The following is a 24,808-nucleotide window of genomic DNA, read 5'->3' on the forward strand; positions in this document are numbered from 1 at the left end:
GCCTAACCCATGAACAAAATTCATTGCTGCGCCATGCTGCTGGCAGGAGCTCTCCTGCTCAACGGCCTGGCTTGCCGGGCCGACGACTCCAAGTTGTCGGCCTCGTCGCGTCAAATGCTCGACCAGACCCGACACACCGATACCCGTCTGAAATCGACAACCCGGGAGGTTCCCTTGCGGCTCCTGCTCCAGTGCGATGCCTCGGCTACCGAGGCCGACCTGCTTGCGGCCGGAGCCCGCTCGTGCGTATCGCTGGGCCATGGCTTCTACACCGTGCAGACCGACCGCGCCCAGCTCGACCGATTGCTGCAACAGCCGTTTGTCCTGCGGGCCGAACTCTCGCGCCAGGCCACCCCGTCGCTCGACCAGGCCCGTAGCGAGACCTTCGTCAACCAAGTACAGAGCGGCGAATCACTTGTCTCGCCCTTCACGGGGAGAGGTGTCGTGTTGGGATTCGTCGACTCGGGCTTCGATGTGGCCCACCCGGCCTTCCGCTCGGCCGAAGGCGATACCTTGCGTATCGTGCGATTCTGGAACCAGATGAACGACCGGCTCTTGACCACCCGCGAGAGTATCCTCGCCGAGGGTACCGACAACGCCGAGCAGACCCACGGCACCCACGTGGCCGGTATCGCGGGCGGCGGATACTTCGGCCCCGTACAGACCTCGGCCACCACGTCGCTCGACCGCAACCCCTACTACGGCGTGGCCTACGATGCCCGCCTGGTGATGGTGGGCTCGACGCTCGAAGATACCGACATTCTCAACGGCATCCAGTACATCTTCAGCTATGCCGACTCCATCGGCTGCCCGGCGGTAGTCAACATCAGCCTGAATACCTCGTACGGGCCGCACGACGGAACCTCGCTCTTCGACCAGGCCATCGACGCACTGGTGGACAAGGGGCACATTCTGGTAGGCTCGATCGGCAACGATGCCAAAAACAAGGCTCACGCTTCGATGACGCTGACCGACGGTTCTACCCCGGTGCGTACCTACTTCAAACCTACGGGCTACGAATCGAATACCTTCGAGGTCTGGGGGCAGACCGACGGCTTTGCCGTGACCCTCTCGCTCACCGACTCGCAAGGGGCCGCGGTATGGAGCTGTACGGCCGACGGTGCCGACCAGAGCTTTGCCGTACCCGACGACTACAACTACTCCGAAGGGGGCGAGATTGCCTGCTACACCGAGTTGTGGAACGGCTCGCGACGCATGTATCGGATTGCCCTCAACAACCTGAACCTGAAAGGATATAATATCGAGGTAAGCGTCGAGGGCCAACCCCAGCACATCGACCTGTGGACCGACAAGAACAGCGGACAGTTCACCGACAACGGCAAGAGTTCGCACGTGAGCTACGACACCGAATACACGCTGGGCGAACTGGGTGGTACCGGCCGACGCACCATCTCGGTGGGCAACTACACCACCCGCAACGTCTGGACCAACTACTCGGGCAACAAGCAATCGATGCTCATCGACTACCCGCTGAACAAGATTAACTACACCTCGAGCTGCGGCCCGAGCGCCGACGGACGGGTAAAACCCGACGTAACGGCCCCCGGCGGCATGATATTCAGTGCCGTGTCGTCCTACTCCGACTACTACAAGGAGAGCAGCGCCAACACCGTAGCCTCGGCTACCCTCGACGGGAAGAGCTACTTCTGGGGGCAGATGACGGGGACCTCGCAGGCCTCGCCTTTCGTGGCCGGAGTCATAGCCACCTGGCTCGAGGCCAACCCCGAGCTATCGCCCGAGGATATTCAACTGATTCTGAAAAAGACCGCCCGCTCCGACAGCTACACGGGCACCTGCCCCAACCCGGTCTACGGCTATGGCAAGATTGACGCCCTGGCCGGTATCGGCGAGGTGTTGTCGCCCAGCGGCATAGACCGTCCGACCTCTGCCGGTAAACCCTACCGTCTCTATCGCGACGGCATTCTCTTTACCGAACAGGCCGGCCGTACCCGCATCGTACTGACCAGCCCCGACGGCATCGTACGCTACGACGCTACCGTCGAGACCACCCCGGGCTCTCGCATCGAGTGGCAGGCGACGGGCGTTCCTGCCGGGCTCTATATCGTACGCATCGGCAGCCACGGCGAGAAGGTGCTCGTGCGCTGACCGTGCAGCCTCTGACCCGCAAACAACAAAAGAGGGATTTCCACCACACCGGTAGAAATCCCTCTTTCGTTATCTTGTCATGCGCCCCGCCCGCGCCCGGGCCGGACGCTGCGGGTTATTTGCCCCGCCCCTTGTGCTGGCCGTTCTTTCCACCATGCCACTTCATCATGGCACGCGGGAACTTCATCTGGGCATTCTTGAACTTGAAGAGCTGCTCGCTCGAGAGGAAGCTCTTGAACTTGTCGTAATACTCGCGGTCGAGCTGCGCCATCTTCTCGTCTTTCTCGAGCAGAGCCTGGGCGGCTTTTTCATACTCGGTATCCGATACGGTACCCTTCGCATGAGCTACCTTGCGGGCAAAGTCGCGAGCCTCCTTGTCGATTTTCCACTTCTTCGACTCCAGCTCTTCATAGAGGGTAAAGAACTGCTGGGCCTCCTGGTCGGTGAGCCCGATTTGCTTCGTCATGTAATCGCGACGGAACTGGCAGAACTGCTCATACTGGGCCTTGCGTTGTTCATTCGATTTGCCGGCCTTGTTCTGAGCCGCCAGCGACAAGGGCAATCCGCAGACGAGGATTACCCACATTATCAAAACTACTTTCTTCATAACCAATGTTCGTTCCATTCTTGTTAATAATCGCCCTCGGTATACAGCATCTCATACGCCGTGTAATCGTCGACGTAGTGGGCAAACCACTCCTCCTCGACGGTACCCTCTTCGGGTGCCGAGGCGGTCATCTCTACCTGAGGGGTCTCGCCTTTCTCTACCGAGAAGATACCGGTAAACATCTTGAGCATGAGCCACACGCCCGCAAACATGGCGGCCATATAGACCCACGGCCTTACCCGCAGCCACAGCGTAGGTTGCTCGGGCATCGGGAACTCCCGCTCGGGCAGACTCTCGACCATCTTCTCGGTGAAATCGGCAAAATAGTTTTCCGGAACCTTCATACCGTGTTTCCGGCCGATTTCATCTAATATGGGACTCTTCTTTTCCATAGCTACACCTTTTGTTTGTTAGACGGGAAATGAATGAAAAGGTTTAAATATGTTCATGCAGATATTCTTCTATTTTTTTGGCGGCATGGTGATACGAGGCCTTGAGCGCACCCACCGAGGTACCCATGATTTCGGACATATCCTCGTATTTCATCTCGTCGAAATAGCGCATGTTGAAGACCAGCCGCTGCTTCTCGGGCAGCCGCACGATGGCCTCCTGCAACAGCCGCTGGGCCCGGTCGCCGTCGAAGTATTCGTCGCTCTCGATATTGAGCAGCAGGAAGTCGTCGGCATCGTCGGCCTTGAGGTTGCGCAGCTCGCGCTCCTTGGCCAGAAAGGTGAGGGTCTCGTTCACGGCTATGCGGTAGAGCCAGGTCGAGAGCTTGGCGTCGCCTCTGAAGTATTCGATGCTGCCCCAAGCCTTCAAAAAGGTATTCTGCAACAAATCGTTGGCGTCGTCGTGCGAAAGCACCATCTTCCGTATCTGCCAGTAGAGCGGCTGGCTGTACCGCTCTACCACCCGGGCAAAAGCCTGACGCACGGTAGCCGGATTTTGTAGTTGCTCGATGACAATATCTTCGTTATACTCTTGCATAATCTCTACTTTGCGGCGATAAAGATACACAGAGCGTGCGGTTTGTTCCTAACATATCTTGCTCTTTTTTGTTATTTTTATTATTCGATTTCGACCGTAAAGCCATTTAATACATTACATTTGTCGCCTCGACACGAGGGGATGCCCCCTGCCCGGACTCCCGGCGCCGGCACCGCTCCCCCCACACCTTTTTATATTGAAGATTATGGAAACAAGTTCGATCCTCCTGGCCTTCGTGCTGACGATGATCGCCGGGCTATCGACCGGCGTGGGGAGCCTCATCGCCTTTTTTGCCAAGCGCACCAACACCAAGTTTCTCTCGGCCGCCCTCGGATTCTCGGCCGGAGTCATGGTCTACATCTCGTTCATGGAGCTGATGCCCGAGGCACTGGGCATGCTGGGCCAGCAGATGAGCCCGCGCATGGCCCACATCTGCATGCTGGCCGCCTTCTTTGCCGGCACCTCGTTTATCGCCCTCATCGACTTCCTCATCCCCGAAGACGAGAACCCGCACGAGATACACCGTGTCGAGGAGCTCTCCGACACCCGCCGGTTGCAACGCACCGGAGTGCTCATGGCGCTGGCCATCGGTATCCACAACTTCCCCGAGGGGCTTGCTACCTTCGCCTCGGCACTGGGCAACCTCGACATCGCCATCCCCATAGTCGTGGCCATCGCCATACACAACATACCCGAAGGCATAGCCGTGTCGGTACCCATCTACCAGGCCACGGGCAGCCGCAAGAAAGCCTTCTGGTACTCGCTCTCCTCGGGTCTGGCCGAGCCGGTAGGGGCCCTCATCGGCTTCCTCTTCCTGCTCCCCTTCTGGACCCCCCTCATCCACGCCCTGCTGCTGGCCTTCGTCTCGGGTATCATGGTCTTCATCTCGTTCGACGAATTGCTGCCCGGCGCCGAGAAATACGGCCATCACCACTACGGCATAGGCGGCGTCATCACCGGCATGGCGGTCATGGCCTTCAGCCTGCTGCTCTTTTTGTAGGGTCGACGCTCCCAAAAAATCACTATTAGTGAGGATTGCGACAACCACTTTTCCGATGTTACTTTGCCACCGTTAATTCACGGGGAGGTTCCACCGCTGTGCCTCCCGGCAAGGTAAACAAGATTTATGAAAAGATTTTTGCTCCCGGCCTTAGGGCTCCTTTCCACGTTCGCGGCTACGGCCGATCCCGCTCCCGTCACCACCGACTCGCTGGGGAACCGCCTCTACAACCTGAATGCCGTCACCATCATCAGTAACCCCAAGTGGGAATCGAACCTGTTTGAGTTTCCCGGCTCCATCTCGTACCTCGATACCGAGCAGGTAGACCGCATGAACATCCACTCGGTCAAAGACATCTCGACCCTCGTGCCCAACCTCTTCATCCCCGACTACGGATCGAAACTCATCTCGTCGGCCTACATCCGGGGCATCGGCTCGCGCATCAACTCGCCGGCCGTGGGGCTCTACGTCAACAACATACCCTACCTCGACAAGAGCGCTTTCGACTTCGACTTTGCCGACATCGCCCACATCGAGGTACTGAAGGGGCCGCAAGGCACCCTCTACGGCCGCAATACCATGGCGGGGCTCGTCGCCATCAAAACCCTCTCGCCCCTCGAGAAGCAGGGCTCCAAGGTGAAGCTGAGCTTCGGCAACTACAACTTGTGGGGAGTGAACGCCTCGACCAGCCAAAAGATTACCGACAATCTGGCCGTGGCCCTCAACGCCCGTTACCGCAGCGACGAAGGTTACTTCAAAAACCAGTATACCCACCGCAACAGCGGCAGTACCCGGTCGGGCGGCGGCCGCATCCAGATCGACTGGCGGGCCAGCCAACGGTGGAAACTGAGCCTCACCGGCGACTACGAGAGCAGCGACCAGCAGGGATACCCCTACGCCTACTACGACAAGGCTCAGCACAAGACCGGCGACATCGCCTACAACGACGAGGCCTCGTACCGCCGCGATCTCCTCACCTCGGGGTTATCGGCACAATACATCCACGACCGGTTCATCTTCACCTCGACCACCGGCTACCAGTACCTCGACGACGACATGCACCTCGACCAGGACTTTACCACCCTCTCGATTTTCACCCTGCAACAGAAACAGCAGATGCACGCCGTCTCGCAGGAGTTTGCCATCAAGTCGCACCAGGGTAAACGGTGGGAGTGGGTAGGCGGCCTCTTCGGCTTCTATCAGGACATCCACACGCAGGGACCCGTCGACTTCAAGCAAGACGGCATCGACCTGCTCATCACCCAACAGACCAACAACCAACTGGCGGCCCTCAAGCAGAACCCCGCCCTGGCCGGCATGCCCGACATCACCGTAGCCATCGACAACCCCAACCTCTACATCGACGGTATCTACAAGACCCCCACCTACGGTGCAGCGGCATTCGGGCAGGCTACGCTCAACCGCATATTCGTCGACGGCCTCTCGGCCACCGTGGGGTTGCGCCTCGACTACGAGCGGGCCCGCATCTACCACCACACCCACGCCACATCGCCCCTCTCGGGCAATGCACAGGTCTCGATCAATGCCGGCGGACGGCCCATGGTCATCAACCAACCCTTCTCTCTGCCGCTGGGCATCGACGGACGCGAGTCGATGGAGACCCTCGAACTCTCGCCTAAATTCGAATTGAAATACAACATCGACAACAAGAGCTTCGTCTACGCCTCGGCCACCCGGGGATACCGCTCGGGAGGCTACAATTTCCAGATGTTCTCCAACCTCATCCAGTCGCAGATACGCACCCGCATGATGAGCGAGCTGATGAAGAGCATGGGCGGCGGCAACCCCGGCGGCGGAACGGGGGGCGGCAATACCGGCTCGCGCCCCATCGTGAGCCGCAGCGCCCCGGCAGGCATGCCCTCGCTCGAGAGCTCGACCGACGTGAACAGTGCCATCGCCTACAAGCCCGAGCATAGCTGGAACTACGAGATAGGCGGACGCTCGCAACTCATCGACCACTACCTCTTTGCCGACCTCTCGCTCTTCTACATCGACTGCCGCGACCAGCAGATTGCCGCCGTGAGCGGATACGGCCGCGTGACCAAGAACTCGGGCCGCACCGCCAGCTACGGACTCGAGGCCGCCCTGCGCGCCACCCCCACCAATCACCTGCTGCTCTCGGCCAGCTATGGCTATACCCACGCCACCTTCCGCGACTACAACGACGGCGAGAACGACTACAAGGGCAACTTCGTGCCCTTTGCTCCGGCCCATACCCTCGCCCTCTCGGGAGCCTACTCGCTGCCCATCGACCGCGAGACCGACGTCACCTTCGAGCTGCAATACCTGGGCCAGGGCAAAATCTACTGGACCGAGGCCAACGATGCCGCCCAAAACTTCTACGGGCTGGTAAACGCCTCGATTCTACTCTCGGGTAAATATGCCGACCTGAAACTCTGGGGCCGCAACCTGCTGAACCGCCACTACCAGGCCTTCTATTTCGAAACAATGAATGCCGAAAACCTGGCTTCGCCCAACAGCTTCGTACAGAGCGGACGGCCCATCACCTTCGGCGTCGACATCACCCTCAAGTTCTAAAGCAAAACACGAGAAAACCATAACCACAAGGTCAGGGGCTGTGTCCGGGAACTTTCGTTTCGGCGCAGCCCTTGCTATTTCCAGGCACCTTACAGGCTCGTCCGCTACAATACCCAAAGAGGGATTAAGCTATAAACGAACATTTTAAAAGAGCCTGGTGCCCTGCTCACACCACTCTTTCGATTCGATACCACTCTGCCTGCCCCTCTTGTGCCCCAAGCACGGCAGTCGCCCCTCTTCCAGCCCCACTATCGCCCACCCCCGACACCCCATGTAAAGAGGGTCAAATTGCCCATCGACACGAGCAACCTCTTAAACAGGAGCCCAATGCGTTATATATTAAGAATATATTTTTAGAAAAATACCCGAGAGAAGAGCCCAAATTTTCACTAATGTTTATATTCGTGAAAATATGACTCTAATACTTAAAAATGCACAGAAGCCGAAAAAAAGTAAGAATTTTAGTTTTCGATTTCAAAATAGAACGCTATATTTGTACAAGTAAAACACGAAAAATAAAACACAAACCCTTAAAATAACAAAATTTAAGAAACGAATCTTTTACCATTGTTTTAAATGTTGATTTAAATCGAAGCGGATATAAGATCGGGCCATGAATTTTACAACATAAAGAGAGTATTATTAACCTTGATTATTAACAAACAAGCAGTATTATGAGAAGACAGGTGCTACTTCTGTTATTTTCCCTATTTGCTCTGGTAGGTTTCGCTCAGCAACGCACCGTAACGGGTACCGTTGTGTCGGCCGAAGACGGGCTGCCCATCATCGGGGCATCGGTCCATGTCAAAGGCACATCGCAAGGAACGACAACCGACTTAGACGGGAAATTTTCTATTAAAGTCAACGACAATGCAAGCCTCACGGTCAGCTATGTGGGCATGCAGGCTCAAACGGTTCAAGTCAACGGAAAATCGGTTATCAATGTAACGCTGCAAGGCTCCTCCTCCCAACGTCTGGACGAGGTAGTGGTAACAGCCATGGGTATCCGCGAAGAGAAAAAGAAGTTGAACTTCGCCGTCCAAAGCCTGAACGCCGATGAAGTAACCGCCGGACAGTCGGCCAACTTCGTCAACTCCTTGCAAGGAAAGATTGCCGGTGTATCGGTATCGGGCAGCGGTGGTTCGCCCAACGCCAGCTCTCAGATTATCATTCGTGCCATCTCCTCTATCAACTCGGGGCAGAACAACGAGCCGCTGTTCGTCATCGACGGTATGCCCATGCGTGGTGGAGGTACCTCAGCCGGCGACATCAACCCCAACGATATTGAAAACATGACCGTGCTGAAGGGTGCCGCCGCATCGGCCCTCTACGGTTCGGAGGCCGCCAACGGTGTAATTCTGATTACGACCAAGAGCGGTAAAAGCGGACAAATTGTCGTAAACGGTAGCGCCAGCGTACAGATAGACAACAGTGTACGGATACCCAAAATCCAACAGAAATATGTACCCGGCTCGCTCGGTTTCTATAAGGAAAACAGCGTAAGCGGTGGCTGGGGGCCCATGCTGAAACCCGGCGAACGCACCTACGACAACGTAGGCAACTTCCTGGGCACGGGCCTCTACCAGAAATACGACGTAAACGCATCGGGCGGTACCGACAAGTTCACGGCCTACGCCTCGTTCAACTACACCTCGACCGACGGTGTGGCTCCCGAAGACTACCGCGACCGCATGGGTGCCTTGATCAAAGCCACCTTCACCCCCACCAAGTGGGTCAAGATAAACGCTTCGTTGAACTACATCGACACCAAGTCGCGCTCCTTTGGTAACAACATGAGCAGCGTATATACTTGGCCTATCAACAACGACATGCGCAACTACAAGACCCCGCTGGGCAAACCGATTTACAGCACGGCCGACGGCGGTCGCTACGACAACTGGGACGCCCTGACCGATGCCGACAAGATTACCGCCGGCGTGAGTCCCTACTGGGGCCGCTACGAAGACTGGGGCGAATCGCAATCGTCGCGTATGATTCTGAACGGGTCGATCGAATGGACTCCCATCAAAGACCTTACCTTCACCGGTAAGATTGCCTACGACAAGGGCTACACCACCTCCGACTCCTACGGAAAACCCCGTTTCGACAAAGACGAGCTCGACGAGAACGTAATCTCGAAATACCTCTACAAATACGGCTATTACCGATTTGAGCCCAGCCGTGGCGAACTGCTCACCGTACAAGGTTTGGCTACCTACAACGTAGACCTCTTCAAAGACCTCAACATGAGCATCCTGGCCGGTGCCGAAATCATGGTCAACAACAGCTACGAAGCCACCCTCTCGGGACAAGAGTTCGTGCTCGAGGGCGACTACTACAGCTTCAACAACACCAACACCGAGAACTGGATGAAGACGGGCGACTACCCCATCAACTACTTCCGTTCGAAGAAAAACAAATACGGATACTTCGGCGAACTGCGGTTCGACTACAAAGGCATCGCCCAGTTGAGCGGAACCGCACGTTACGACGGCTCCTCCACGCTGAAACAGGCCGACCAGTCCTCTTACTTCTACCCCTCGGTTACGGCCGGTTTAATCTTCAGCGAACTCTTCCACCTGAGCAACGACTGGTTCAGCTACGGTAAGATTCGCGGTAACTGGGCACAAGTAGGTAAGGATGCTACCCCCAACAAGTTTACCAAAGCCTACCGCGAAGGTTCTACCTTCCCCGACGGCGGTTACAGTATCGACCCCACCTCGTCCTACGCCATCACGCTCGAACCCGAGATGACCAAGTCGTGGGAAATCGGTGCCGACCTGCGATTCTTCGACAGCCGCACCCGACTCGACGTAGCCTACTACTCGACGATGGTCGACAACCAGATTGTTACCGTGCGCGTGTCGCCGGCATCGGGTACCATCCTGCAAGTACGCAACGAAGGTAGTATCGAGAACCACGGTATCGAAGCCACGTTGAGCCAGGACATCTTGCGCAGCCGCGACTTCGACTGGACCGCCAACCTCAACTTCGGTTTGAACCGCGGTGTCGTAAAATCGTTGCCCGAGGATGTGAGCGAAATTCAAGGTACTCAATTCAGCGACATCTATACCACCGCCTACCTGCACGGCTCTACTACCGGTATTTCGGGTAAGGACTACATGCGTTCGCCCGACGGTCAGGTGCTTGTCGACGAAGATGGCTACCCCATCATCGACCCGGCCAAGAGCGTATACATCGGTAACCGTGAACCCGACTTCCTGCTCGGTCTGAGCAGTACCTTCCGCTGGAAAGACCTCACCGTATCGTTCCTGCTCGACGGCCGCGTAGGTGGCGACGTGTACAACGGCACGGCCCGTTCGCTCTTCACCAACGGCATGCACAAGTCGCTCGAGAACTATCGTAACCGCGAGGTAGTAGTCAAAGGCGTTGTCGCTCAACCCGACGGCACCTACGTACCCAACACCACGCCTATCGTACTGAACCAGACCAACCTGAACACCTACTTCTACGGCGTAAGCTCCAACTTCATCGAAGATGGTTCTTACCTGCGTCTGAGCTACGTAACCGTAGGATACGACTTCTCCCGGTTCCTCAAGAAAGGCAACCCCTACATCAAGGGGCTCAGAGCCTCGATTACCGGCCGCAACCTCTTCCTGTTGACCCGCTACTCGGGCTCCGATCCGCAAATCTCGACTTCGGCAGCCTATGGTACCGGTACGATGGGTATCGACAACATGTCCATCCCGGCCACGCGCAGTTTCAACTTCACTATCAACGCAACATTCTAACACATAAGGAGCCATGAATAAATATAAATATATCATATTATCATTGTTAATCGGCCTGATGGGTACAACCAGTTGCGAAGACTGGCTGTATGAAAACATCAACGAGGACGCCGCTCACGAAGTGTTGCCCGAACAGGTATTCCCCATCGTCCTCTTCTACTCGGCTCAGTTGCAATTCGACCATGCCGAGTACGGCACCTACCTCTCACAAACCCTCACGACCGGCGGCCGTAGCCAGACCTCGAGCTTTGCCTACAAAGCCGGCTGGGGCGACTTCCTGACCATGAACCGCCACCCGCAATGGCGTCGTCACTTCTACGACATCGGTGCCAATGCAAAAGAGATTATCGACGGTGCTCACGCAGAGCAAGCCTGGAACCTCGAAATGATGGCCCGCACCCTGCGCCTCATGTCTACCCAGATGACTACCGACCTCTTCGGCGACATGCCCCGCAGCGAAGCCTACGAGTCGAACAGCCCCAAATACGATACTCAAGAGAGTATCTACGACTGGATGTATCAGGAGATCGACAATCTCATCGCCATGTACGAAAACCCCGCTTATACCGAAGCGGCCACCAACATCCCCATCGACCCGTCGATCGACCGCGTATTTGCCGGTGACCTGAACAAGTGGAAACACTACGCATATGCCCTCAAGGCCCGCTTGCTGCTGCGCAAACTGCCCAACTGGAGCAACAACGCTGCTACCTGCCAGGAGATTATCACCACCGTAGACAAGGCCCTCGAAGGCTGGGAAGACGTGCTCTACCACTTCGACGGTGGCAACGGTGCCCAGAACAGCCCCTGGGGCGAGGCATTCAGCCAAGCCGAACAAGGCGGTCTCGGCTGGGAAGGCCGTGGCAACATGCTGGGCTCGGCTATCCCCACCACCTACTTCATGGAGAACATCCTGGGTGTATTCGACTCGCACAGCAACCTGAACGGTTGGGCCGAAGACCCCCGTATCCTCGCCTTCATGAGCGCCCGCCAAGGCCCGGCTCAAAGCTCCGATACAGGAACCAAGATGCGTTACCTCGACACCAACATCGGTATGGACGTTTCGTATAAGGTAGAGAACTACCCCAACCTCTTCCCCGAAGTCGATGGCAAGAAGGTTTCGGTCTACACCCAGAACACCGGCTACGTGCCCCTCTTCCTCGAAGAAGAGTTGCTTCTCATCAAAGCCGAGGCTACCTACTGGGCCGGCGACAAACCCACTGCCCGCACCCTCACCATGCAGGCCGCCGAGGTCAACTTCGAGCGCTTCAACCTCGAGTCGATTTATGGCAGCAGCTACTCGCGCTACCGCAACAACTACCTGGGCAACGAGAGCGGATCGGGTAAATACATCACTACCTACTTCCCCGCCGACGGGTTCAACATCGGCCACATCATGCGCCAGAAGTACGTATGCCTCTATCTGCAACCCGAGCAGTGGACCGACATGCGCCGCTACAACTACAGTTGCGAAGAGAACGGTCGCCAATACGACAACGTATACGTATATCCCGGACTGAAACGGCCCAACAACATCTACGAGGCCCACTGGGGCGACGATCCCAAAGCCTGGATCAACCGCATCAACTACGACCCCGAGACCGAGGAGAAATACAACAAGGCCGAACTCGAAAGACTGGGAGCCTACAAGAACTACCAGTGGTTGCGCAAACCCATGATTTGGCAATAAACAAGAGAGAAACAGAAAGAATTGAGGTATTCCATAAATAACGACATTCGATATGAAAAATAAAGTAAAAATAGCATCTCTGCTGCTGGCAATCGTGGGACTGTCGGGGTGTGAAGTCAACGACCCCATCAACGATTGGGCAGACCTGGGACAACAAACCGCATATGTCTACTGGGAGCTGAAAGATGCCGTCAACGCCGGTAGCGAACTCGACTTCAGAGTCTATTACTACACCGACGGCAGCACCGTCGAGAGCGCCCAAGTATGGTATGGCGTCAACAGCACCATCACCCGTGCCGTTACCTGTCCCTACATCAGTTACACCTACACCGAGACCGAGAGCAGCGAGGTAGTCGCCTCGCACCTGGTCAAGGAGTTCGACCCGTCTACCGTATCGTGGGACGATGCCAAATCGTCTTACATACTCGACTCGACCTTCCCCGTATCGGCATCGTGGGCCAGCGTAACCTGGGCCAACGTGGGCGGAACCGATTTCACCGAAACCCTGTTCCAGACCTACTTCCCCGGCGAGTACGAAACCAACTTCCGCGCCGCGCTCACCACGCAAATAGCCACCGACTATCATGGCAACATGAAAAAGATTGTGGTCGACGGGTTCATGCGCATGACCGAAGAGGAGTATGAAGCTCTCTTCACCACATCGGTCGATGCCGAAGGTAAAACCGTCTACAACATCACCGACGAAAACAAAGCTACGCTCGACGGTATCGTTGCCGGTCTCACCACTCCCGAACTGCTCTTCGACGGTAAGGAGTATGGCGTAAACTACAACTGTGCCTACACCCTCACCGCCCGGTTCCAAGTGACCGACTCGAAAGGGGTGAAGAGCAATACCGATATTAAAAACATTACTGTCAACTAATAGAAACGCAAAGAACAATGAAAGCATTAAGAAACATAGGTTTGACGGTAGTCTTGCTGGCCTCGTTGTCTGCCTGCGTAGAAAACGATCCCACCTACAATGTTTATCCCAGTGACGATGTAGCCTTTACCTACTGCGTCACCAACGAAGGATACGAACTCGACTACCTGGTAGGGTCCACGATACAGTTTACCAATACCTCGGCTCTCTCGGGTGCCTGCACTTGGGAGTTCGGCGACGGCGAAACCTCGACCGAACCCAACCCCACGCACACCTACAACCTGCCGGGACAGTATGAAGTAAAACTTACCGTGGGCGGAGAATTCACCACACGCCCGTTGCTCATCAACGATATTAAACCCACCATCGTCGCCAAGACCGAGAACGACGCGGTGTGCGTGATCAACGATGTAGAGGTAACCCTCGAGGTAACCCTGCGCAACCCCGCTGCTTCGGCTCAACCCGAATATACCTGGGTTCTGCCCGAAGGAACTACACTGGTCGACCACCCCGAAATCACCAACAACACGTATGTAGGTGAAAATCCGGGCCGACTCACCTTCAAGAACATCGGTTCGCAAACCATCACCCTGAAGACGACGCTCGGCGGCCGCGCCCTGCAAGACGTGAAAGCCAACGTACAGGTGGGTACTCCCAACGCTTCGAAGACCCTCTACTATGCCGTCAAGAGCGGTAACATCATGGCCTACAAGCTCGACTACAACGTGCCCGAGGGCAGCAGCAACTCGCCTTTCGATCTGGGCGTGAAATCGGGAGCTCACCCCCTCAACCTGCTCTTCCACAACGACATTCTCTACGTACTCGACTGCGGTACTCAGTTTACCTACATCAACGATACCGAGAATAACCGCGGCGACGGCAAAATCACCGCCGTAGCCAAGGATGGCAGCAGCATGGAAACCGTGCTCTCCAACGTAGGAAACACCGCTTTCAACGACCCCTTCTACGGATGGATCGACAGCGAGATGCTCTACTTTGCCGACCGTAACACGGGTATCCGCCGCATCGGTGTCAACGAGCGCAACCTCGCCCTCAACACCAGCGACGCCAAGTTCGATTACTTCGTGATGAACAACCGCCTCGAATACTACGGCAACCCCTGGCAATATGGCGCCATGAACGCCTGCTTCGCCAAGGTCGACGGCCTCTGGTACTGGGGCAAGACCTACGGCGGTGGCGGTATCTACCGCTTTGCCGACAGCGACATCAGCACCGTCGACATCAGCCGCGGCAGCAATCCTCCCTATGCCGTCATCTTCCCCGACGAGTTCGTGAAGTCGTTTGTCATCGACACCAACAACCAGATACTCTACGCCATCATTCGTGACAAAGGTCTCTTTGCCGTGCCCATAGCCGACATCAGCGCCAACGACGCCTCCAAGACCAACACCAAAGCCGACAACAAATACCTCGTGGCCAGCTTCAAGTCCGATAGCGACGGTAGCACCGGCGAGTTTGTCGACGTATGCCAGATGGTTCTCGACAGCAGCGACGGATCGGTTTACTTCGGTCTGCGTGCCGACGAGGGCAGCACCGAGCCTTCGGGTATCAAACGCTGGAACCCCGCAACCCGTCAGCTCGAAACGGTTGTATCGGGTGTAAGCCCCTACGGCATTGCCTTGAACGATAATGTATCAAACCTGTTCTAAAAACATAGAATACAACCCTCTCCCGCCGGTCGTCACCGGCCGGCGGGATTACATAAAAAAAGAAACAGATACACAAGATGAAATACATCGCCAAAATATCAATCGTGCTCCTCGCCCTGTGGATGGCTATCCCGACTTTTGCACAAGCGCCCAAGAAAGAGGTGCGTGCATTCTGGCTGTCGACCGTATGGCGCCTCACCTGGCCCCAAACGACCCTGATAACCGAGACCGGTAACACCCAGCAGATACAAAAGCAGAAAGACGAGCTCACCATGCTGCTCGACTCGGTGAAGGCGGCCAACTGCAACACCGTCTACTTCCAGGTGCGCGGCCGTTGCGACGCGATGTATCGTTCGTCCTACGAACCCTGGTCGAGCGACCTGGTGGCCACCCGCGGTATGGACCCGGGATACGACCCTCTCGAGTTTGTCGTCGAGGAAGGCCACAAGCGCGGCATCGAGGTTCACGCCTGGTTCAACCCCTACCGCTACGAAAGCGTGCTCAACCAATGGGACGGCACTCCCCAAAACTATCGCGAATCTCACCCCGACTGGCTGCTCGACTACTCGGGTAGCGGCTCCATCCTCAACCCCGCCATGCAAGAGGTTCGTGACCACATTACCGCCATCATCGAAGAGGTGGTAGAAAACTACGACATCGACGGCGTCGTATTCGACGACTACTTCTACATGTCGGGCACGACCGATGCCATGGACAACGAGCTCTACCAGACCCAGAACCCCGACAAGCTCTCGCGCGGCGACTGGCGTCGGCAAAACGTCAACAAGCTCATTGCCCAGGTATACCAAATGATTCAATCGACCAAACCCTACGTGCGGTTCGGCATCTCGCCCGCCGGCGTGTGGTGCACCGATGCCTCTATCGCCGAGAAATACGGCGTAACCCCCACCCCGGCCGGTTCGGGCTGGGCCTACAACGACATCTTCTGCGATCCCATGGCGTGGATTCAGGAAGGTACCATCGACTACATATCGCCGCAAATCTACTGGACCATCGGGTCGAGTAGCGACTACACGACGATTGCCGCCTGGTGGAGCGAAATCGTACGCATGTTCGGCCTCCACTTCTATTCGAGCCACTCGGCCTCGAGCCTCAGCTCGGCCAAGATGCCTTCGCTCAACCGCAGCACCGCGGCTCAAGCCGGGCAACTCCTGCTCAACGGCGAACGGGTTCCTGCCCGATCGCTCTCCTCTATCGAACGCACTATCGCTCAGGAAAACCGGGCGAACAACTATATCATCGACGGGGCTACCGCCGCTTTCAAAGGCTCGGAGCTGGTGAACCAAATCAAGGTAAACCGCACCTTCGACGAAACCGGCGCCCCGGGTAGCGTCTTCTACAACATGCGCAAGGTGACCCACACCTCGGGCATGCTCGAGCTCCTGCGCTCCGACGTCTACAAATACCCCGCTCTCGTGCCGGCCATCAGCTGGAAGGCAACTACCAACCCCGGTCTGGTATCGAACATCGCCTACAGCAACGGCACCCTCTCGTGGACCGGAGTCGAAGGCATGCGTTATGCCATCTATGCCGTGCCCGAAGGTACCTCCCAGGCTACCGCCTGCCGCGAAGCCCGCTACCTGCTGGGCCTCTCCTACGAGACCAGCTACACCATACCTGCCGACCGCCGCACCGGCTACACCTACGCCGTGGCCATCGTCGACCGCTATGGCAACGAATATGCCCCCCTCTTCCTGGGAGCCTCGGTGGGCAACGCCACTGCCGTATCGCTCACCAGCCCGGCTGACGGAGCGTCGGCCATCGGCACATTCGACTTTACCTGGAGCAGCGTAGCCGACGCCACGTACTACATCGACGTGGCCCGCGACAACGCCTTCGCCGACCTTATCCTCTCGCGCGAGGTAACCACCAACTCGTTTGCATCGAGCTACCTCCCCGACCTCGAGAAAGGCACCTACTACTGGCGAGTTCGCACCCGTCAGACCAACTGCACCGACGCCACGTCGGCCACCTACAGCTTCAACGGCGGACCGTTCGAAATCGAATCGCCCGTGAGTGGAGCTACCGAAGTATCGACAACTCCCACCATCAGCTGGACCGTCTATCCCGGTGATGCCGAATACCGCCTCGAAATCAACACCTACGACGACTTCCGCTCCATGGGTGTAACGCTCGACCAACGGTACAGCAGCAACAGCACCACGCTGAGCCAAGGAGTATTGGTAGGCAACACCAAATACTACGCCCGGGTAACGGCCTATGCCGGCGACATCGAATACACCAGCTCCGTGACCTACTTCACCACCGAAGAGGCAATACCCGATGTACCCGTCATCCTCTTCCCCACCCAGGGAGCTACGGTCGAAGGGCCCACCCTGCAAGTGCGCTGGGCCGAAGAGCCGGCCGCCAAGACCTTCCGCATCGAACTGCATACCGACGATACCTTCTCGCCCGTACGCAACGTGAAACGCCAGACGGTCGATGCCTTCGTCTACGAAACCGAATTTGAAGGTCTGGCCGACGGCGTGTGGTACCTGCGGGCTCGCTCGGAGTATGCCGGCGGCGAAACCGAATATTGCAACACCATCTCGTTCACCTATAAGAACACATCGGGCATCGACCTCACCCGGCGCGAAGGCAAGTGCCAGGTAATCTCGGGCAACGGCGCGGCGCTCGTTGTGGGCCGTCAGGCACAACACATCGCTATCGACGTAGCCAACCTGTCGGGCCAGATTGTCGCCCAATTCGAACGGGAGAATGTAGCCGAGGGCGACCGCATCGCACTCGACCTGTTGCCCCGAGGGGTATATGCCCTCATCGTCACCATCGACGGGCAACGTGAGATTTTGAAACTAATACGATAACCAACTGAAATATATTGATTCATGCAATATAGTTTTTAAATTATTTATTCATTTAAATTTATCTATCATGAAAAAATTATTACTTGGGATCGTTGCCGCATGTATGGCAACACCGATGGTTGCTCAAGACCCTGCAACTTATCAACCGGTGAATGGGTATTCTATCGAGAACCTGTGGATTCAATCGTTGCAAACTGGAAACAACATGCCCGAAATTACAGGCGGAAATGTAACACGTGGTATGGCCGTAAAAGGAGATGAAGTATTGTTCTCTTACAGAGGTGATTTTACTGGTATCAAAGTCTTTGATTTGAAAACTGGTGCTAAAAAACGTGATATCAAATTCGATACCGAAAAATTCAAAATCAACTATTACAGAACCGATACGACTATCGTAGGTACTGACACGACTTATACGCAAGTATTGGCCGAAAAATCAGCTCCGGGTTACTTGGCCAACGATATTCAGGTAGACGACGCTGGTAATGTACTTACTTTCAACATGACCACCGATTTGAAGACTGATCAGGTTGGCATTTGGAAAATCGATATGGCTACCGGTGAGCCCACCAAAGTTATGGAATTGACCAATGTGGAAGGTCTGCTCGACAGTTATCGTATCGACTACTTTGCCGTAAAAGGTGATGTAACGAAAGACGCTATCGTCATGTTCCCCGTTTCCAGCAAAAACTTGGCAATCCGCTGCGACATCAAGGATGGCCAGTTGGTTGAGCAAACGGGTGATTATGCTGGTTACAAATTCAAAGAAATAACAATCCAAAAATATTCTCCTGAAAGCGCTGTTGATAACAGTTACGGGCCTCGTATCGCCATCATCGACAACGACTACTTCTACCTCGACGGATTCAGCAGCGAGGCAGCTCTTTATGATATGAGTGGTTCGCTCATCGAAAGCGTATCTGATGCTCCTGAAGAGTGTGGTATTGTAAATTCGAAATTTGGAAACAACGGTGTTGCCGAGTTTACCCTCAACAACAAACCCTTCTGTATCTATGTTGTTTCCAACAACGAAACAACTCCTCCTCAAGCCTGGAAGATTATCGAAATGGGCGAAGGTCCTACGTTTGAAGGTGCAACCTATTACTGGACTATTCCCGAAAATGGTTTAGGTACAGCTTCCAATGCTGTTCGTACCGCCCTGCCTCGTATCGCCAAAGTAACCGACGGTAACGGTCTTGAAGCTGCTTACATTGCTGTATTTGCTTGCGAAAGTGGTGCTGCTGTTTACAAAATGACTCCCGACGGTTACGACGAAGACAGCGAATCGGGTGTTGCCCGCGTAGCTGCCGACAACGTGAAAGTATTCGTAAACGGCGACATGATCCAATTCTCGGGTGCTGCCGACGCTACGGTTTACAACCTGGCCGGTCAGAAAGTTATGGAAGCCAACGGTGTAGAGTCGATGGCTGCTCCTGCCGTGAAAGGTATCTACGTAGTAAAAGCCGTTGTTGACGGTGTACAAAAAGTTCAGAAAGTGGTTGTAAAATAAGCCCTTCGTGCTAAACCTCTCATTTAGAATATAACTTTTAAGGGAAGGGCGGTATATGTAAATCTCTTATATATATCGCCCTTTCTCTTTCCACTACGATACGAAACAGACTTTCTAAATCCTTTTATTTCCGCCCCGATAAATAAGCTGCCGACAAAAGGGAAAGCCCACCATGACAGTTCGAAACTTATCGCCGGCTCACATCGCATCTTAATCTTACACTTCACTCGGTTGCCTTATGAAAAAGATATTTACCCTTCTCTTGCTATTTACTCTGCTGCCTCTGCTGCTCAGCGCCAAAGGCACGGTAACCATCGGCGGTAGTCCCTACACGGCCGATACCCTGGCCCATTACAAGGTAGGCCCGGGCACATATCACACCTATGTACACTTCTCCGGGCCCAAAGACATGCGGGCCTTCTATCTCGAAATAGACGCTACCAACCCCTACATATCGTTCGAGTCGGTTCTGGGACGCGACTCGATTGTCACTTGCGAAGGCATCACCAACATGGCCGCCCGCAAAAGCCAGCCCGGCAGCCGCTACTTTGCCGGCACCAATGCCGACTTCTTTGCCACTTCGGGTGCCATAGGCACTCCCGTCCACGGCTTCGCCTCGGGAGGCCAACTGGGCAAAGTGCCCGTATCGTCGGGTCCTCAAACTGCATTTACCCACAACGACGAGTGCTACATCTCGTTCGTCACCTTCTACGGCCAGGTTACTTACAACAATGCCACCTATGGCATCCACAGCGTGAATGGCTCGCGCGGTACCGACCAGCTGGTACTCTACAACCGCTACGTAGGCCACTATACCCACACCAACGCCTACGGCTATGAAGTGCCCGTGAGCCTGGCCGACGGCGAAACCTGGGGTCTGAACCGCGCCGTGAAGATAGTCGTATCGGGAGCCGGCAATACCGCCGGTAACATGGAGATTGCCGAAAACGGAGCCGTCCTCTCGGGGCACGGCGCTTCGGCCGATTTCCTCAAAACCCTGCAACCCGGCGACGAACTGGAGATGAAACTGCTGCTCCAGCTCGAAGACGGCACCTACCCCGACATCAACTGCATGATTGGCGGCGACCGCAAGATTCTGGGCAACGGCCAGGTGCTCGATACCGATTGGGCCGAACTCCACCCGAGAACCTCGATCGGCTACTCGGCCGACCGCAGCAAAGTCTATATGCTGGTGGTTGACGGCCGCCAGAGCGGATACTCCGACGGGGCCACCACCAAACAGATGGCCGACATGCTCAAACTGGCCGGTGCAGCCGACGGCATGAACCTCGACGGCGGCGGTTCGAGCGGTATGTACATCGAGCAATATGGCTTGGTCAACAGCCCCAGCGACGGCCACGAACGGGCCGTGAGCAACGGTATATTCGTCGTGTCGAATGCCCCCGACGACAACAACATTGCCGAAATCCTCTGCACGCAGGAGTATTGCGTACTGCCCAAATATGGCGTATTCACCCCCCACTTCATGGGATATAACCAGTATGGCTACCTCATCAATACCGAGGTGACCGGCGTCACCCTGCGTTGCGACGAGTCACTGGGCTATATCAAGGACAATACCACCCTCGTAGCCTCGGGCGAAGGCCGCGGCAAACTCTATGCCAGCTACAACGGCGCCGAAACGTCGGTCGATATTGTAATCGGTGCACCCGAAGGGCTCACCCTCCGACTCGACTCGGTCATCAACGACGGCCTCTACGAATACCCCATCGAGGTGACCTCGCTGGTCAACAACGAGCCGATGATTATCGCTCCCGAAGCCTTCGAATGGACGGTACAAGACCCCGCCATCTGCAGCGTAACCAACGGTAACCTGAAGGGATTGGCCAACGGCAAGACCTATGTCTACTGCCAACAGGACGATTTCCGCGACACCCTCGCCGTGACCGTGCAGATACCCGCCTACCGCAACATACCCATCGACAATTTTGCCGATGCCTCGTCGTGGGAAATCACCAACTCGGCTCTGAAAGACATCGCCATCGTCCCCACAGCCGAAGGTACCGAACTGCGCTACACCTTCAACTCGGGCCGCGCCCCCTACCTGCAGCTGGCCAAGGATATTGCCCTGTACAGCCTCCCCGACAGCTTGAGCATCATCCTCAACACGGGCGAAACGCTGGTAAACAAAGTGGTGCTCACGATGAAAGAGAATGCCTCGATGACCTCGACCCTCACCGAGTTTGAAGATATTCCCCAGAATACCGACTATGCCATCTCCATCCCCATGGACGGCTATTTCGAAAACTACCGCGACATGTCGCACTATCCCGTCATCTTCAAGAGTTTGAAGCTCTTCATCACCGGTTCGTCGCAGACTGCCGGCAACCAATACGCCCTCAAGCTCAAGGAGTTCTCGCTCATCTACGACGGCATCACGGTGAACGTATCGAATCCCGAGATGGCCTCGCTGCTGCGGGTATATCCCAACCCCGTGAAGGCTGGCGACGCACAGGTATACTTCGCCCTTCCCGAGAGCGCCGAAGTGAGCTGCGAGCTCTACAACCTGGGCGGCCAACTGCTCAACCGGGTAGAGATGGGTCTGATGCCGGCCGGCGAAATAGCTCTGCCTACCGGCAATCTGGCCAGCGGCACCTATCTGCTCACCATCCGTCGCGGCAACCAGGCCGATACGGTAAAACTGATTATCCGATAACCGAATCCAAAACGACACGCTTATGAAAAAGAGACTCTGCCTGCTTCTGACCGCAGCCCTGGCCATCGCTCTGCCGGGCTGGAGTCTGACCATAGGAGGGACGAGCTACCAGATCGATACCCTCGTACAGTCGCACCACATAGGCCCGGGTACGAAATACGCCTTCTACGACGTACCAGCCTACCCGCTGAAGTTTCATGTGGTCGAGGTCGACCTCACCAACCCCTACGTCGATATAGAGACCTGTCTCAGCGGCGACCAGGCAGTGGCCACAGAGACTCCCTCGAGCATGTCGGCCCGCAATACGCGGCCGGGACACGAAGTCCTGGCCGCTACCAACGGCGACTTCTACCAATATGTCGACCCCATCGAGATAGGTATTCCCCGCAGCGGGCAATACCGTCGCAACGAGTGTGTGACCAACCCGGTAGGGCGGGCCTCGTTTGTGCTCACCCCCGACCGGGTACCCTATATCGACCGGGTGAACTTTTCCGGCACCGTCAGCTCAGGCGGCAACAGCCACCGGCTGCACGCCGTGAACATGCAGCGCCTCGAGTGGGAACCCGAAACAGCTGCCAACTTCATGCTGCTCTACACCAATTCGTACGGCACCGAGACGCATGCCACGACCGGCGGCACCAAGGCTATCCTGCGTGCCCGTGACGGCGAACTCTTCTTCGGGGCCAACCGCGAAATCGTCTGCGTAGTCGACTCGATATTCGACAATCCCGGCGTATCGCCCATTCCCGAACAACGGGCCGTACTCTATGGCGTAGGTAGCGCCGAGACCTTCCTCAAAGGCCTTTCGGCCGGCGACGAGGTATCGATATTCCTGAAGACCGACCTCGCCTCGGCTCCCGGTCTGCTCACCGACATCAAGGAGCAGATGGGCGGCAGCGACCACATCATTATGAAAAACGGCGAGTTGGTCGATGCTTGGGACGAAGAGCACCCGCGCACCTGCATGGGTATCTCGAAAGACAAGACCAAAGTCTACCTGATGGTAGTCGACGGCCGCCGGGCCGGATATTCGGCCGGAGCCACCATGAGCGTGCTGGCCGACCTCTTCCGGGCTGTCGGAGCCAACGATGCCGTGAACCTCGACGGCGGTGGTTCGTCGGCCATGGTCATCAACCAGCAGATTGTCAACCGCCCCTCCGACAACAAGGAGCGAGCCGTGGGCAACGGCGTGCTGGTCATTTCGAATGCGCCGGTCGACAGCGTACCGGCCCGCCTCGAATTTGAACCGGTGCACTACACGCTGCCCGTCTATTGCCGCTTTGTACCCCAGGTAACCGCCTACAACCAATACGGCCTCATCGTCGACCCCGACTTCCAGGAGTACACCCTGTCGTGTTCGCCCGAAATCGGCTATATCGACCACAATGCCTTCGTGGCCTACGGCACGCCGGGCAAGGGTACCATCACGGCTACCTACAACGGCATATCGGTCACCAAGGATGTAGTTCTGCAGGAGAGCGATTTTGCCATGCGGCTCGACTCGGTCATCCTTGACGGCTACCGCGAGTACCCGATTGAAATCTCGTCGTCCATCGGCGACAAGACCTACACCCTCAACCCCTCGACTCCGCAGTGGAGCGTTGCCGACCCCACGGTGTGCAGCCTGTCGGACGGAGTACTGATGGGGCTCAAGAACGGCGAGACGACCGTCACCGGCAACCTCGACGACTTTACCGGCTCGCTCAAGGTGAAGGTAGAGATTCCCACCTCGCACTCGCAGCCGGCCGACGCCTTTACCTCGGGTTGGGAGGTGACCAGCATCTCGGCCATCACCGATGCCCGGCTCGTCCCCGCCGCCAATGGCGAAACGAATCTCGAATACACCTACAAAAGCGGACGGCAACCCTACATACAGATTGCCAAAAACCTCAATCTGTACAGTGTGCCCGACACCTTCAAAATCACCATCAACACAGGCAATACCCGCTGCTCCAAGATTACCATGTCGATGAGCGGGGCCCTCATGTCTACCTCGCAAATCATGGAATGGCCTACCGTGAACCCCGGTGAAGACTTCACCTATACGGTAGCCATGAACGATTTTCTCGACGACAAGGAAGACCTGGGCAACTACCCCGTGCAGTTCCAGTATCTCAAATTCTTCCTCGACGCCTCGTCGCAGACTTCGGGCGAGAAGTACCAGATACGCATCAAGAACTTCGACCTGGTCTACGACCACATTACCCTGAGTGTCGACGACATCACTACCGCCGCAGCCCTGCGGGTCTATCCCAATCCGGCCCGAGCCGGCCAATCGGAGGTATTCCTGCACATCGATACACCGACCGAAGTCCTGGTTCGGGTATACGACCTGAACGGAAAGCTACTCACCGTACACAACTACGGGCATTGCGACAGCGGTACGCTGGCCCTGCCCGTTGCCGGGTTGCAACCGGGCAACTACCTGCTGCAAATCGTTCGTGACCAGCAGGTCGACACCGCCAAACTGATAGTAAAATAACCTGCTTAAACAATCTGA

14 protein-coding genes are annotated in these 24,808 nt (G+C 56.2%); 11 read left to right on the plus strand and 3 right to left on the minus strand.

Features of this window, described 5'->3' with window-relative positions; translation table 11 throughout:
• The first annotated feature begins 9 nt into the window (after nt 1-9).
• Nucleotides 10-2,127 (plus strand): S8 family serine peptidase, encoded by a 2,118-nt coding sequence (locus NW211_RS05050; RefSeq protein WP_258327140.1) that lies wholly within the window; start codon nt 10-12, stop codon nt 2,125-2,127.
• A 115-nt stretch (nt 2,128-2,242) separates the two neighbouring features.
• On the opposite strand, the gene NW211_RS05055 is transcribed toward NW211_RS05050, so the two are convergent.
• From NW211_RS05055 to NW211_RS05065, 3 genes are read right to left on the minus strand one after another with little or no spacing between them, the layout of a single operon-like run.
• A complete protein-coding gene (locus NW211_RS05055; RefSeq protein WP_258327141.1) occupies nt 2,243-2,734 on the minus strand; it encodes a hypothetical protein in 492 nt (163 codons plus the stop codon).
• A 23-nt stretch (nt 2,735-2,757) separates the two neighbouring features.
• A complete protein-coding gene (locus NW211_RS05060) occupies nt 2,758-3,126 on the minus strand; it encodes a hypothetical protein (RefSeq protein ID WP_087408725.1) in 369 nt (122 codons plus the stop codon).
• Between the two features lie 43 nt (nt 3,127-3,169).
• Nucleotides 3,170-3,721, minus strand: coding sequence for an RNA polymerase sigma factor (locus tag NW211_RS05065; protein ID WP_258327217.1), 552 nt, complete (start codon nt 3,719-3,721; stop codon nt 3,170-3,172).
• A gap of 205 nt (nt 3,722-3,926) precedes the next feature.
• Between NW211_RS05065 and zupT the strand changes: the two genes are divergently transcribed.
• From zupT to NW211_RS05115, 10 genes are all read left to right on the plus strand, one after another.
• Entirely contained in the window at nt 3,927-4,721 is a 795-nt protein-coding gene (gene zupT / locus NW211_RS05070; protein ID WP_087408726.1) for a zinc transporter ZupT, read from the plus strand.
• 126 nt (nt 4,722-4,847) lie between these two features.
• A complete protein-coding gene (locus tag NW211_RS05075) occupies nt 4,848-7,280 on the plus strand; it encodes a TonB-dependent receptor (protein ID WP_258327142.1) in 2,433 nt (810 codons plus the stop codon).
• A gap of 674 nt (nt 7,281-7,954) precedes the next feature.
• On the plus strand, nt 7,955-11,032 hold the full coding sequence (locus tag NW211_RS05080; RefSeq protein ID WP_258327143.1) for a SusC/RagA family TonB-linked outer membrane protein: 3,078 nt from the start codon (nt 7,955-7,957) through the stop codon (nt 11,030-11,032).
• 13 nt (nt 11,033-11,045) lie between these two features.
• On the plus strand, nt 11,046-12,722 hold the full coding sequence (locus NW211_RS05085) for a SusD/RagB family nutrient-binding outer membrane lipoprotein (RefSeq protein WP_087408729.1): 1,677 nt from the start codon (nt 11,046-11,048) through the stop codon (nt 12,720-12,722).
• A 52-nt stretch (nt 12,723-12,774) separates the two neighbouring features.
• Entirely contained in the window at nt 12,775-13,605 is an 831-nt protein-coding gene (locus NW211_RS05090) for a hypothetical protein (protein ID WP_258327144.1), read from the plus strand.
• A gap of 17 nt (nt 13,606-13,622) precedes the next feature.
• Complete coding sequence (locus tag NW211_RS14115) at nt 13,623-15,275, plus strand: PKD domain-containing protein (protein ID WP_309249696.1); 1,653 nt, start codon at nt 13,623-13,625, stop codon at nt 15,273-15,275.
• A gap of 77 nt (nt 15,276-15,352) precedes the next feature.
• Entirely contained in the window at nt 15,353-18,121 is a 2,769-nt protein-coding gene (locus NW211_RS05100; RefSeq protein ID WP_258327145.1) for a family 10 glycosylhydrolase, read from the plus strand.
• A 67-nt stretch (nt 18,122-18,188) separates the two neighbouring features.
• Entirely contained in the window at nt 18,189-19,631 is a 1,443-nt protein-coding gene (locus tag NW211_RS05105; RefSeq protein WP_258327146.1) for a hypothetical protein, read from the plus strand.
• A gap of 238 nt (nt 19,632-19,869) precedes the next feature.
• Complete coding sequence (locus NW211_RS05110; RefSeq protein ID WP_258327147.1) at nt 19,870-22,308, plus strand: phosphodiester glycosidase family protein; 2,439 nt, start codon at nt 19,870-19,872, stop codon at nt 22,306-22,308.
• A 22-nt stretch (nt 22,309-22,330) separates the two neighbouring features.
• Nucleotides 22,331-24,790: a phosphodiester glycosidase family protein gene (locus tag NW211_RS05115; protein ID WP_258327148.1), complete on the plus strand. Its 2,460-nt coding sequence runs from the start codon at nt 22,331-22,333 to the stop codon at nt 24,788-24,790.
• Nucleotides 24,791-24,808: the final 18 nt, after the last annotated feature.

The organism is Barnesiella sp. ET7 (assembly GCF_024733785.1).
Taxonomy (GTDB): Bacteria; Bacteroidota; Bacteroidia; order Bacteroidales; family Barnesiellaceae; genus Barnesiella; species Barnesiella merdigallinarum.